The 12515-nt window shown below is 72.3% G+C and carries 14 protein-coding genes and 1 pseudogene; 7 read left to right on the top strand and 8 right to left on the bottom strand.

The window, feature by feature from the left end:
• The first annotated feature begins 16 nt into the window (after nt 1-16).
• The 3 genes and pseudogenes from AC07FA_RS32470 to AC07FA_RS32460 all read left to right on the top strand — a co-directional run bounded on the left by AC07FA_RS32470 (nt 17) and on the right by AC07FA_RS32460 (nt 1862).
• Nucleotides 17-538, top strand: a complete 522-nt coding sequence (locus AC07FA_RS32470) for a TIGR03618 family F420-dependent PPOX class oxidoreductase (protein ID WP_479079926.1) — start codon at nt 17-19, stop codon at nt 536-538.
• Between the two features lie 55 nt (nt 539-593).
• A pseudogene (locus tag AC07FA_RS32465) lies at nt 594-1217 on the top strand (HAD family hydrolase); the annotation flags it as partial.
• A gap of 30 nt (nt 1218-1247) precedes the next feature.
• Nucleotides 1248-1862, top strand: coding sequence for an HAD family hydrolase (locus tag AC07FA_RS32460; RefSeq protein WP_479079952.1), 615 nt, complete (start codon nt 1248-1250; stop codon nt 1860-1862).
• 193 nt (nt 1863-2055) lie between these two features.
• Here AC07FA_RS32460 and AC07FA_RS32455 read toward each other — a convergent pair whose 3' ends face one another.
• Nucleotides 2056-2697 (bottom strand): TetR/AcrR family transcriptional regulator, encoded by a 642-nt coding sequence (locus tag AC07FA_RS32455; RefSeq protein WP_479079925.1) that lies wholly within the window; start codon nt 2695-2697, stop codon nt 2056-2058.
• A gap of 104 nt (nt 2698-2801) precedes the next feature.
• Between AC07FA_RS32455 and AC07FA_RS32450 the strand changes: the two genes are divergently transcribed.
• The gene (locus tag AC07FA_RS32450; RefSeq protein WP_479079924.1) at nt 2802-3788 is read left to right on the top strand and encodes a zinc-binding dehydrogenase; all 987 of its coding nucleotides are present in this window, start codon (nt 2802-2804) and stop codon (nt 3786-3788) included.
• Between the two features lie 135 nt (nt 3789-3923).
• Here AC07FA_RS32450 and AC07FA_RS32445 read toward each other — a convergent pair whose 3' ends face one another.
• A complete protein-coding gene (locus AC07FA_RS32445; RefSeq protein WP_479079923.1) occupies nt 3924-4700 on the bottom strand; it encodes a TetR/AcrR family transcriptional regulator in 777 nt (258 codons plus the stop codon).
• An 88-nt stretch (nt 4701-4788) separates the two neighbouring features.
• On the opposite strand from AC07FA_RS32445, the gene AC07FA_RS32440 reads away from it, so the two are divergent.
• Nucleotides 4789-5760, top strand: coding sequence for an ATP-binding cassette domain-containing protein (locus AC07FA_RS32440; protein ID WP_479079922.1), 972 nt, complete (start codon nt 4789-4791; stop codon nt 5758-5760).
• Complete coding sequence (locus AC07FA_RS32435; protein WP_479079921.1) at nt 5753-6526, top strand: ABC transporter permease; 774 nt, start codon at nt 5753-5755, stop codon at nt 6524-6526. Before AC07FA_RS32440 ends, AC07FA_RS32435 begins: the two co-directional genes overlap by 8 nt.
• Before the next feature lie 89 nt (nt 6527-6615).
• Here AC07FA_RS32435 and AC07FA_RS32430 read toward each other — a convergent pair whose 3' ends face one another.
• The 3 genes from AC07FA_RS32430 to AC07FA_RS32420 all read right to left on the bottom strand — a co-directional run bounded on the left by AC07FA_RS32430 (nt 6616) and on the right by AC07FA_RS32420 (nt 9705).
• Nucleotides 6616-7866 carry a GNAT family N-acetyltransferase gene (locus tag AC07FA_RS32430; protein ID WP_479079920.1) on the bottom strand — a complete coding sequence of 417 codons (1251 nt, stop codon included), beginning with the start codon at nt 7864-7866 and terminating at the stop codon, nt 6616-6618.
• 72 nt (nt 7867-7938) lie between these two features.
• Nucleotides 7939-8928 (bottom strand): asparaginase, encoded by a 990-nt coding sequence (locus AC07FA_RS32425; protein ID WP_479079919.1) that lies wholly within the window; start codon nt 8926-8928, stop codon nt 7939-7941.
• 48 nt (nt 8929-8976) lie between these two features.
• Complete coding sequence (locus tag AC07FA_RS32420; protein ID WP_479079918.1) at nt 8977-9705, bottom strand: RsiG family protein; 729 nt, start codon at nt 9703-9705, stop codon at nt 8977-8979.
• A 114-nt stretch (nt 9706-9819) separates the two neighbouring features.
• On the opposite strand from AC07FA_RS32420, the gene dtd reads away from it, so the two are divergent.
• Nucleotides 9820-10269, top strand: a complete 450-nt coding sequence (dtd, locus tag AC07FA_RS32415; RefSeq protein WP_479079917.1) for a D-aminoacyl-tRNA deacylase — start codon at nt 9820-9822, stop codon at nt 10267-10269.
• 31 nt (nt 10270-10300) lie between these two features.
• Here the strand turns inward: dtd and ygfZ are convergent, their stop codons facing one another.
• The 3 genes from ygfZ to AC07FA_RS32400 are packed head-to-tail and all read right to left on the bottom strand — an operon-like array spanning nt 10301 to nt 12364.
• Nucleotides 10301-11266 carry a CAF17-like 4Fe-4S cluster assembly/insertion protein YgfZ gene (gene ygfZ / locus AC07FA_RS32410; RefSeq protein WP_479079916.1) on the bottom strand — a complete coding sequence of 322 codons (966 nt, stop codon included), beginning with the start codon at nt 11264-11266 and terminating at the stop codon, nt 10301-10303.
• A gap of 36 nt (nt 11267-11302) precedes the next feature.
• Nucleotides 11303-11746: a Fur family transcriptional regulator gene (locus AC07FA_RS32405; RefSeq protein WP_479079915.1), complete on the bottom strand. Its 444-nt coding sequence runs from the start codon at nt 11744-11746 to the stop codon at nt 11303-11305.
• A 45-nt stretch (nt 11747-11791) separates the two neighbouring features.
• Nucleotides 11792-12364 carry a heme-binding beta-barrel domain-containing protein gene (locus AC07FA_RS32400; protein WP_479079914.1) on the bottom strand — a complete coding sequence of 191 codons (573 nt, stop codon included), beginning with the start codon at nt 12362-12364 and terminating at the stop codon, nt 11792-11794.
• Nucleotides 12365-12515: the final 151 nt, after the last annotated feature.

Here is a 12515-nt window from a genome sequence, read left to right as displayed (position 1 = left end):
GAGAGGAACCCTCACCATGCGCGCGACGAACACGACGGACGAGCCGACCACCGCGAACGGAACGGACGACAAGCCCCGCGGCGGCCCCGCCCCCCGCGTCCTCACCGGGCCCGAGCTGTCCCGACTGCTGCGCGAGCAGCAGTTCGGGGTCCTCGCGAACGTCCGGAGCACCGGGCATCCCCACCTGTCGACCGTCCTCTACCACTGGGACGAAGCGACCCGCACCGTACGCGTCTCCACCACCGCCGAGCGGCTCAAAGCCCGCCTCGTGCGCCGCGGTTCGCCCGCCGCCCTCCATGTGCAGGGGCCGGACATCTGGTCCTTCGCCGTGGCCGAGGGCGAGGCCGAGGTCTCGGAGGCGACCACCGAGCCCGGGGACGCGGTGGGACGTGAACTGCTGTCCCTGACACCCGGTTTCGATGACCCGGCGGACGAGGCGGCGTTCCTGGAGCAGCTGGTCGCGGAGCGCCGCGTGGTGATCCGTATCCGGGTGTCCCGCCTGTACGGAACGGCCCTGGACATCCCGTCGGCCGAGTGAGCGCACCGGCCCGGCATACTCGACGGCTCAGCCACACAGCAGACGGAGATCCTCGATGCCCGCGAAGTACGTGCTGTTCGACGTCGACGGCACCCTCGTCGACGCCCTCGCCAACCAGCGCCGGGTATGGGGCACTTGGGCACGGCGGCACGGGCTCGACCCGGACGAGGTCTACCGGACGGCCCTGCGCACCCGCCCCTCGGAGACGTTCGCCGAGGTCGCGCCGGACCTGGACCCCGCCGCGTGTCTCGCCCTGCTGCACGAACTGGAGGACGAGGACGTCCTGACCGGCCACTACTCGGCCTTCGAGGGCGCCGCGGACCTGCTGTCCGCCCTGCCGGCCGGATCGTGGGCCCTGGTGACCTCCAACTACGAACACCGGGTGCGCGGCAGGTTCTCCCGTACGGGGCTGCCGATGCCGGACGTGGTCGTGGACGCGGCCTCGGTCACCAAGGGCAAGCCGTCCCCCGTGCCGTATCTGCTGGCGGCCGAGCGTCTGGGCGCCCGGCCCGAGGACTGCCTGGTCGTCGAGGACGCCCCGTCCGGTGTCCTCGCGGGGCTGCGGGCCGGGATGACCGTCTGGTCGGTGAACACGCCGTTCGCCTCGGCCGGCGCCCACCGGCACTTCACCGGCCTGCGCGAGGCGGCGCGCGACATCATCGGCTTCGCGACCGGCTCGGGCTCTCCGGCCGCGCGTCTCTTCGACGCGGTGCTCTGCGACCTCGACAACGTGATCCGCTTCTACGACACGACGCGACTGGCCGCCCTGGAACGGGCAGCGGGGCTCGCCGAGGGCACGACCATGGAGGTCGCCTACGCCCCGGAGGTCGATCTGCCGCTGCTCCTCGGCCGGATCACCACGGACGAGTGGGTCGCGACGATCGCCGCCGGACTCACGGGCCGGACGACTGCGCCGCAGGCCCACGCGTTGGCGAACGCGCTGGCTCAGGCCCCCTTCCGGGCCGATGAGGCGGTGGTGGCGTTGTTGCGCCGGGTACGGGAGCGGATGCCGCTCGTCCTGGTCACCAACGCGTCCGGCCAACTGGACCAGGATCTCGCCGTGCTGGGCCTCGACGACCTGGCCGACCACGTGGTGAGCAGCGCCCGGGAGGGCGTGGCCAAGCCGGACCGGGCCATCTACGAGACGGCGGCGGCCCGCGCGGGGGTGCCGGTGAACCGGTGCCTGTTCGTGGACGACCGCCAGGAGAACGTCGACGCGGCCGTCGCCCTGGGCATGACCGGTGTCCTCTACCGCGAACTCTCCGACCTGTTCGGACCGTTGAGCGCGGTGCTGGAGGACGGCGGCCACGAGGAGGCGGCGTGAGCGACCACGTCCTGTCCGGTGGCATGGCCAACGCGGGTGCGGTCATCCGTCGCGGTTCCGTCGTGGAGCGCCCGGCCCAGCCGCACACCGCAGCGATCCACGGGCACTGGAGGAGGGTGGCGGCTGGGAACGGTCATCGGGGCAGGACCCCCGCCGCCCCGCCCCAGCACCACCGGGGCCGGGCCCCCGCCGCCTACCCCAGCCCCGACCTCAGCTGCACAAACGCGAGTTCCGCCGCTTCCACCGCACCCGGATACACCTGCTCCGCGCTCTCCCCCGCGTCGATCCGCCGCCAGTTCTCCTCGGCCAGGATGCGCAGGACGGCCACGACCTGCCCCGCGGCGAGCCGTGCCGCGACCCCGCCGCCCAGGGCCCGGGCGAGCGCCGCCTCCGAGCGGCCCTGGTACGCGTACATCCGGGCGACCAGCGCGGGGGTGCCGTACAGCAGGCGATGGAAGGCCAGGACGTGCGGGTCGTCGCACAGGCCGGTCACCGGGTCGCGGCCGGCCAGCCCGGCGAGGAAGTGGCGGTGCAGCGCGTCCAGCGGCGCTTCGCCGTCCGCGCGGCCCGCGACGGTCCGGGCGGCCTCGTCCTCGTGATCGGCGAACCGGTGCAGCACGAGGTCTTCCTTGGCCGGGAAGTACCGGAACAGCGTCGGTTTGGAGATGTCCGCGGCGGCCGCCACCTCCGCCACCGAGACCTTGTCGAAGCCCCGCTCCAGGAACATCGCGATCGCCGCGTCGGAGACCGCCTGATAAGTCAGCTGTTTCTTGCGCTCACGCAGACCGACCGGCGCGTGCGCCGCCGCCCCGGACCTGGACTTCTCTCCGCTCATGACTGCTTAGCCTACGCCCTTGACCTCAAGTGGACTTGACGTCCCAGAGTGGTCCGCAGGACGCCGGAACGACCGGTGGCCGACACGGGAGAGGCGTGATCCGTATGCGTGTGGCACTGGTTCAGGAGTTCGGCGGCCCGGAGGTTCTGGTCACGGCGGAGCGGCCGGACCCGGTCGTGGCGGCGGGCGAGGCACTGGTGGACGTGGCGTACGTCGACACGATCTTCGTGGAGACCCAGATCCGCTCGGGCGGCTTCCGCGAGGTGTTCCCGGTCCGGGTGCCGTACGTGCCCGGCGGTGGCATCGCCGGCACGGTCCGTACGACGGGGGAAGGCGTGGACGCCTCCTGGGCCGGGCGCCGGGTTATCGCCTCGGTGGGCTTCTCCGGCGGCTACGCGGAGCGGGCCACCGTCCCCGCCGAGCTGCTCGTCCCCGTACCGGACGCCCTCGGCCTGCGTGAGGCGGCGGCGCTGGTCCACGACGGCGTGACGGCCCTCGCCCTGCTGGAGTCGACGGCCCCGAAGCCGGGTGAACGGGTCCTGGTCCTCGGCGCGTCGGGCGGCATGGGGACCCTGCTGGTCCAGCGGGCGCACGCGGCGGGCGCGCATGTCGTGGCGGTGGCGCGCGGCGAGCGGAAGACCGCTCTGGTACGGGAGTTGGGCGCCGACACGGTGATCGACGGGGCTGCGCCGGACTGGGTGGAGCAGACCCGTGCGGCCCTCGCCGACGCGGGCGGCCCGGCCGATGTGGTGCTGGACGGTGTCGGCGGCCGGGTGGGACTGGCGGCCCTGCCGCTGGTGGCGGACGGCGGGCGGTTCTCCGCGCACGGGGCGCCGACCGGCGGCTTCGCGCTCGTGGACCCCGAGGAGGCGGCGCGGCGTTCGATCACCCTGCTCGGCATCGCGGATGTGCAGCTGTCGCCCGCGGAGCACGTACGGCTGGCCGGGCTCGCTCTCGCGGAGGCGGCGGCCGGGCGGCTGCGGCCGGTGATCGGGGAGGTGTTCCCGCTGGAGCGGGCGGCGCGGGCCCACGCGGCGATCGAGGCGCGCACCCTGCTCGGCAAGGCCCTGCTCACCACCCGGACCGGCTGAACGCGCCTGGACGACGCCCGGGCGGGCCCCGGCCCGCCCCCGTCAGGCCCCATCAGGCCCGCTGTCCTCGCCATGCAGCATCGGTCCCGCCCGTCCCCGTCAGGCCTCGTCAGGCACCGTCGTCAGGCACCATCGTCAGACCCCGTCCTCCGTCCGCCGCACGAGCACCTCGATGCCGTCCAGGAGCCGGGCCAGGCCGAAGGTGAACTCGTAGTCCGGTTCGTCGGGCTCGCTCAGCACGCCGGACTCCCGCAGCCGTGAGAGCGCCGGATGCCGTACGGGGTCGACGAGCCGGTTCAGGGTGTGCTCCCACGCGGCCATCACCTCCTGCGCGGGCACGCCCCTCGCCTCGACGGCCGCGGCGAGGTCGCTCATCAGCAGCGCCTCGTTCCGTACGAAACCGGCGACGAGCAGGATCACGGAGATCTTGTCGCCCTCGTGGAGACCGCTGCCGTCCAGCGCCTGGAGCCCCTGTTCCCACCAGGCGACCGAGTTGGGGCTCGCGGGCGGGCCCGCGATCGGGATGCGGAGCATCCAGAGGTTGTGGTGGAACATCTCGCGCTGCGACCGGGCCCACTGGCTGATCGCCTCGCGCCAGCCCGCTCCCGTCTCCAGGGCGGGCAGCGGGGGCGGCGGCCCCATGGCCGCCTCCTGCATCAGGACGTAGAGCTCGTCTTTGGCGGAGACGTAACGGTAGAGCGCCATGGTCGACGCCCCCAGATCCTTGGCGACCCGGCCCATCGAGACGGCGGCCAGCCCCTCCGTCGCCGCGACCGCCATGGCGGCGGCCACGATGCGGTCCAGGGTCAGCCCCGGCTTGGGCCCCTTGACCGGGCGTGCGCGCAGCCCCCAGGCGGCCTCGATGCTGGCCGGCAGGCCCGTACCGCCCGGCGTGCCGTTCTTCTCAACCACCTGGACCCCACCTTTCCTTGACCGCCATCCTAGTTATGCGTAATGCTTACGCAATAACGCGTACGCCATACGCAGAAGAGGAGCGGTCATGAGCGATACCGTCCTGCGCGGTTCAGACACCCCGCCCGGCACGATCGAGGCGCACGGCCTCACCAAGTCCTACGGAAAGCCCGCGGTCCGGGTCCTGGACGGCATCGACCTGCACGTCGACCGCGCCACCGTCTTCGCCCTGCTCGGGCCCAACGGGGCCGGCAAGACCACAGCCGTACGCATCCTCGCCACGCTCACCGAGGCGGACTCCGGCACCGCCCGCGTCGCCGGGTACGACATCGCCACCGAGCGCGGCAAGGTCCGCCGGGCGATCAGCCTGACCGGCCAGTTCGCCGCCGTCGACGAGACCCAGACCGGCGAGGAGAACCTGCGCATGATGGCCCGCCTGACCGGCCTCTCACGCGCCGCGGCCCGGCACCGCGCGGACGAACTCCTCTTACGCTTCGGCCTCACCGGGGCAGCCCGCCGCCTCGTCCGTACGTACTCCGGAGGCATGCGCCGCCGCCTCGACCTGGCGGCCGGGCTCGTCGGCTCGCCGGAGCCCGGCGTCTTCTTCCTCGACGAACCGACCACCGGCCTCGATCCGCGCAGCCGCCAGGAGCTCTGGCAGGTGGTCCGCGACCTCGCCGACCGGGGCGCCACGGTGCTGCTCACCACGCAGTACCTGGAGGAGGCCGACCGGCTCGCCGACCGCATCGCGGTGCTCGACCACGGCCGGATCGCCGCCGAGGGCACCCCCGCCGCCCTCAAGGCCCGCGTCTCGGGCCACCGGCTCGACCTCGTACTCGCCGACAGCGCGGCCTACCTCCGGCTGGCCGGACGCGCCGTCCACCACTGCCCCGAGACGCTCACCCTGGGACTCCCCACGGACGGCACGGCGGCCCATGTCCGGGCGCTGCTCGACGAGATCGACCCCACCAGGACCGACGTCTCGCGCTTCACCGTGCACAGCGCGAGCCTCGACGACGTCTTCCTCGCCCTCACCGCGGAGGTACCGGCCCATGTCTGACGCACCGGGAGTCCTCGCGCACGCCACGGTCATGGCGGGCCGCAGCCTGCGCATCAGCCGCCGCACCATCGACGCCCTCATCACCTCGATGATGCTGCCGGTCATGCTGATGCTGATCTTCGTCTACTTCTTCGGCGGCGCGATCGAGACGGGGGCGGCCTACGACTCGTACGTCATGTACGTCGTCCCGGGCGTCCTGCTCCTCTGCGCCGGCTTCGGCGCCTCGACCACGGCGGTGGCCGTCAGCGAGGACATGAAGGCCGGCATCATCGACCGCTTCCGCTCCCTCGACGTCGGAGCCACGGCGGTCCTGGCGGGTCACGTGGCGGCGAGTACCGTACGCAATCTCGTCTCCACGGCCCTCGTCTTCGGCGTCGCCCTGCTGATCGGCTTCCGCCCGGCCGCCACCCCGGCCGGCTGGCTCGCCGTGACCGCCGTACTGCTGGCCTACATCGTGGCCCTGTCGTGGATCTCTGCGGCGGTCGGCCTGCTCGCCCGCACCCCGGAGGCGGCGGGCGGATTCACGTTCTTCATGTCGTTCCTGCCGTACCCGAGCAGCGCGTTCGTCCCGATCGACTCGATGCCCAGCTGGCTCCACGCCTTCGCCGACCACCAGCCGATCACCCCGGCCATCGAATCCCTCCGCGCCCTCCTGCTGGACCAGCCGGCGGGCAACGCCCCGTGGATCGCGGCGGCCTGGGCGACGGGCATCCTGCTGGTGGCGGTGGGACTGTCGGGGGCGCTGTTCACGGTCCGGACCCGCTGACGGCCCCGGCCGCCGACGCACCCACCCGGTGCCCGGTCACCGCGCACCCTCACCCAGCCACCGCGCACCCACCGGCCACCGACGCATCCTCAGAACATGTCCGGGCACCACGCCCGGCGGCCCGTCCGGAACGCCGCGTCGGCCACCGCGGCCGCGCCCGCCCGGTTCTCCTCGATCCGGTCGAGGTCCACCAGCCGGCGAACCGATTCGTCGCCCAGGTACAGCGTCCCCAACTCCCTTATGTCCAGGGTCAGATCAGCGCTCTCCTTCGTCGGTGCGCAGGAGGCGCCGGCCGGAGAGGCGTCCAGGCGGAAACGGCCGGCGGCGAGGCCCGCCGCGTCCCGGACCTCCAGGACCAGGGTGGCGTCGGTCGCGTACGTGCGGGCCTCCAGCGCGCGGGCGACGTCCAGGACCCTCAGCCACAGCCAGTCCGCCTGCGTCACGATGCGCGCGGCGCGGGGGTCCGGGAGCAGCAGGGGCAGCAGGTCGTCGGGGGCGCGGTAGCCCGAGCGGACCGTGGTGATCCAGTCGATCGAGCAGACGAACCGCCACAGCGCCCGCTCCGCCGCCGGGGTCACCGCGATCAGGCTCTTCACCGTCGCCTTGTTCAGGGGCTGCTTGGCATCGCCCCAGTGGTCGTCGGCGCGGTACACGACCAGCCCGTCGACCTCGCCGTCCGCCGAGCGGTGGACCGCGTAGAACGGGTCCGTCCACCCGTCGGCCGCCGGCACGCCGACGCCCGTGTTCAGCTGCCACCAGCGGTCGTCACGGCTGATCACACCGGGCGTACGGGCCGCCAGCCGGTCGTGGAGCGCGGGGCCGACCTTGCGTACCTCCGCGCCGTCCACCAGATCGATCCGGCCGCCGTCCGCCGCCGAAGGAACCGGGAGGCGCGGGTCCAGGCCCGCGCGCGTGACGTCGATCTCCCACTCCGTCGTCCACGTCGCGGGGCCGAAGCCGTACCGCCCGTAGATCGGATACTCCGCCGCGATCAGCGAGGCGACCACATCGCCCCGCTCCTTCGCCGCCGCCAGATCCGCCGCCATCATCCGGCCGAGGAGTCCTCGGCGGCGATGCGTCGGCGTCACCGTCACCGCGCTGATCGCGTCGGTCTGCACGGTGGCGCCCCCGACGACGGTCAGCTCCTGGGCGAACGACCGGAAGGTGGCCACACACCGCTCGCCGTCGAAGACGCCCCGCACACGGCTCAGATCGGTATGGGCCAGGCGCCCCTCGATCTCGTCGTCCCCCGGCGCCGTCGAACGCAGAAAACCGGTCCCCACGGCCCGCAGCCATTCGGGGTAGTCGGACGCGGAGACGGTGCGGAGGTCAAGGTTCATGGGCTCACGCTAATCACAGCCCCGCCGGGATGTCGCGCGCATTACGGACCTGCCCTGACCGGCACCCTTCCGTCAGAACGCGGCGCGGATCTCCCCGACTTCGGCGCTGCCGCCCAGCAGCGGCGCCCGGCCGATCCGCGAGACCACCGGGGCGTCGATGCCCAGCAGTTCCAGCGAGCGGGCCAGCACGGGCCCCAGGGCGCGCGTCGCACCGTCGTCGATCTTGAAGGCCAGGGCCCTGCCGTCCGCGAGTGCCACCGCCTGGACCGCCTCCGCCCCCATCTTCGAGAGCGTGCCCGGCACCTCCCGCATCAGCCAGGTGTCGGGGCGCCGCGTCCCCGCCACGTACTCGGGATGGGCGCGCATCGCGTCCGCGACCCGCCGCTCCGCCGTACCCGGCTCCGCCAGCACGAAGGACCTGAACGCGCGCGCCAGGCCCACCAGACCGATCGCCATCAGCGGGGCCCCGCAGCCGTCCGTACCGACCGAGGCGACCGGCTCGCCCGCCGCCTCCTCGACCACCTGGTGCACCAGCCGCTGGAGCGGGTGCGCCGGGTCGAGGTAGCTCGCCGTGTCCCAGCCATTGCGCAGGCAGACCGCGAGCATCGCCGTGTGCTTGCCGGAACAGTTCATCGTGAGCCGCTCCCGGACCTGCCCGGCGGCGAGGTACGACTCGGCCTCGACCGGGTCCAGCGGCAGATCCGGCGGGGTCTGGAGGTCGTCGGGCGTCAGGCCGTGCTCGGCGAGCATCGTGCGTACGAGAGCGAGGTGGAACTCCTCGCCCGAGTGGCTCGCCGCGGCCAGCGCCAGCCGCTCCCCGTCGAGATCCAGTCCGGCCCGCAGGATCGCGGCGGCCTGCATCGGCTTGTTGGAGGAGCGCGGGAAGACGGGCGCGGCCGGGTCGCCCAGCGCGTACTCCACACTGCCGTCGGCGGCCAGCACGACCAGCGACCCCCGGTGGAGGCCCTCGACGAAACCGGACCGTACGACCTCGGCCAGAACGGGCCGGGCGGGGGCTATGGCGGGCGAGGAGGGGGCGCTGGGGGCGGCGCTGGAGGTCATGGTGGCCTTCCGGGGACGGGCGGTGACCCACCCCCGGAAGGGATTGCCTCAGGCGAGCAGGTCGTCTACTTGTGCTTCCCCGTCACGGTACCTGCGGGCGATCTCCGCGCTGCAATCGTCGGCGGTGCGCTGGAGGCGGTGACGGCGCCGGGAAACCTGCTGCTCGTAGCGGACGAGCCGCCCCATGGCGGTGTGCAGCTCGTCGTCCGTCCGGGCGTCGAGGTCGGACAGCTCCACGTCGGCGAGCGTCTCCGCGGCCAGCTGCCGGTACTCGTCGCTGCGCGGCGTGGTGAGGGTGACATGCCGGGCGGAGGACCGGTGCAGGGACGGGGTGTCGGCGAGGATCTCCGAGAGCCGGTCGACCACGGGGGTCTCCGGGTCCCGGCGGCGGGCCAGCTCGGCCTTCAGGATGTCGATGCGGCCCTGGACCAGCCTGCGTACGTAACTGAGGTCGGCCTCGTCGCGCTGCGCGTCCTTGCGGAGCGTGCGCAGCTCCGGCAGGCGCAGGCCGCTGAACTCGGGCTGGGCGCGCACCGCGGACAGCCCCTCCCCCGCACCGGCCACGAGGGACTGTTCGGGCACGGACGCGGGTACGGGGCCGCCCACGGCCCCTCTCGCGGACAGGGGCAGGATCGGGGACGCCGGGCCCGCCGCAGGGACCGCGCCCTGCTGTCCGGGTCCCTGCGGGACACCGCTCCGCTGTACGGGTGGCCGCATGATGCCCGTACGGGTCGTCGGTACGGCACCGGGTGACTGCCCGGCTCCATATGTACTCATGCTGTTCCGTCCCCTCGACCGGTGCGTCGGCACACCGGCACGTGCATGGTGCCACCCCACATGCTTCCCACGCAGGTGCTCTGTACCCGTTCAGCCCAAGATAGGTTGGTCTGTATGCGTGCAGTGGTGCAGAGAGTGGACGGCGCGTCCGTCACCGTGGCCGGCGCCACGGACGGCGCGTCGGGGACCGGCGTGGTCGGCGAGATCGTCGGCGAGGGCCTGTGTGTACTGGTGGGGGTCACCCATGGGGACACTCCGGAGAAGGCGGCACAACTCGCCCGGAAGCTCTGGAGCGTACGCATTCTGGAGGGTGAGAAGTCCTGCTCCGATGTGAATGCGCCGCTTTTGGTCATCTCGCAGTTCACCCTCTACGGGGACGCCAGGAAGGGCCGCAGGCCCACCTGGAACGCCGCCGCACCCGGCGAGATCGCCGAGCCCCTGGTCGACGAGGTGGTGGCGCAGCTGAGGGCGCTCGGCGCGCAGGTGGAGACGGGCCGGTTCGGAGCGGACATGCGCGTCTCGCTCACGAACCACGGCCCGTTCACCGTACTGATCGAGGTGTAGCAGCGGCGGTGGACACCGACGCGTAGGAGAACTACGGCTCGACGACCGTCTCCTGGGCCGCCGCCGTGTCCCCCGCCATCAGTTCGGCGTCGACGGCCACGTTCCGCTTCACCAGGGCCAGCGCGATGGGACCCAGCTCGTGGTGGCGGGCCGACGTGGTGATGAAGCCGAGCTGACGCCCCTCGGGGCCGTCGGCGGCCAGCCGCACCGGCGTCCCGTGGCCCGGCAGCAGCACCTCGCTGCCGTCCAGGTGCAGGAAGACCAGCCGGCGCGGCGGCTTCCCCAGGTTGTGGACGCGCGCGACCGTCTCCTGACCTCGGTAGCACCCCTTCTGGAGGTGGACGGCGGAGCCGATCCAGCCCAGCTCGTGCGGGATGGTGCGGTGATCGGTCTCGAAACCGACGCGCGGCCGGTGGGACTCGATGCGCAGCGCCTCGTACGCGAGGATGCCGGCCGCCGGACCGTGCGCGGCGGCGTACGTCTCCAGGTCGGCGCGTGGCAGGAAGAGGTCCCGGCCGTGCGGTGTCTCCCGTACGGCCACGCCCTCGGGGGCCTCGGCGATGGAGCCGGCCGGCAGGTGCACGACTCCGAAGCTCTCGGTGCGGTCGGCGACCTCGACCCGGTAGAAGAACTTCATCGACTCCAGATACGCGATCAGCTCGCCCTGCGTGTCCGGTTCGACGTGCATCCACACGGTGTCGCCGTCGTCGACGAGGTAGAGGGCGTGCTCGATGTGCCCGTTCGCGGAGAGGATCAGGGCCTCGGTCGCCTGGCCGGGCGCGAGGTCACTGACGTGCTGGGTGAGCAGCAGGTGCAGCCAGGCGAGCCGGTCGTCGCCGGTGACCGTGACGATTCCGCGGTGGGACAGGTCGACGAGGCCGGTGCCGTCGGCGAGGGCGCGCTGCTCGCGGAACAGGTCACCGTAGTGCCCGGCGACGCCTTCGTCGCGGCCTTCGGCGGGGACGGCGCCGGGCAGGGACAGCAAGGGGCTCTTCATGCGCCCAGCCTACGGCCCGGGGGCAAACGGCAGACCTCAGGCCGGGTCCGGCTCCGCGCCGGCCTTCGCCACGCAGTCCGCGCAGCGGCCGAAGATCGCGAAGTGCTTCATGTCCGTCTCGAAGCCGAAGGTGGTCCGCAGCTTGGCGGTGAACTCGTCGACCACGCCGACGTCGGCCTCGATGACGTTCGTACAGTCCCGGCAGACCAGGTGGATGTGGTGGTGGCGGTCGGCCAGGTGGTACGTGGGAGCGCCGTGGCCCAGGTGGGCGTGGCTGACCAGACCGAGTTCCTCGAGGAGCTCCAGGGTCCGGTAGACGGTGGAGATGTTCACGCCGGACGCGGTCCTGCGCACCTCGGAGAGGATGTCGTCGGGAGTCGCGTGCTCCAGCGCGTCGACCGCCTCCAGGACAAGCTGACGCTGCGGCGTCAGCCGGTAGCCACGCTGCCGAAGATCTGTCTTCCAGTCGGTGCTCACCACAGGCCCAGTGTAGGTGTCGGTGAGCACCGGCCCCAGGTTCCGCGCCTACTTGAAGAAGGCGATGCCGTCGTCCGGCATGTCACCGAGGCTCTTCGCCATCTCGGCGACCTCCTCCGGCGTGACGACCTTCTTCAGGTGCGCCGACATGTAGGGGCGCAGCTCGACGTCCGGGGTGGCCTTCTCGCCGACCCACATCAGGTCGCTGTTCACATAGCCGTAGAGCCGCTTGCCACCGCTGTACGGGCCGGAGGCCGCGGTGCGGGCCACCGCGTCGGTGACCAGGTCGATCTGCGGCTTCTTGTCGGCCAGCTCGCCGTACCAGATCTCGACGATGCCCTGGTCACGGACCATGACGACCTCGACCTTGCGGTCCTTGTCGACACGCCAGTAACCGGACTCGCTCTCCAGCGGGCGGACCTTGTTGCCGTCGTCGTCGAGCACCCAGGAGTGCGAGACGTACTCCAGGAAGTCCCGGCCGTCGTGGGTGAAGGAGACTTCCTGGCCGAAGTTGCACTTCTCGGCGCCGGGGAAGTCGGACACGCCCGCGCCCGTCCAGTTGCCGAGGAGGAAGACCAGCGGGACCAGGTCCGGATGGAGGTCGGACGGAATCTCGATCATGAGCGGCTCAGACCATCTGTGAGGGAGAGGCGGAGTTCGGCGAGGGTCAGCGCTGGCCCTGGTAGAGCTTCTTCACGGTCAGACCGGCGAAGGCGAGCACGCCGACACACACCAGGATCAGCAGGGCGGAGAAGAATGCCTCAAGCACGGG

The sequence above is a fragment of the Streptomyces sp. NPDC045968 genome (assembly GCF_056430475.1).
Note: the sequence above shows the minus strand (reverse complement) of the source record. Positions and strands in the feature narration are given on the sequence as shown.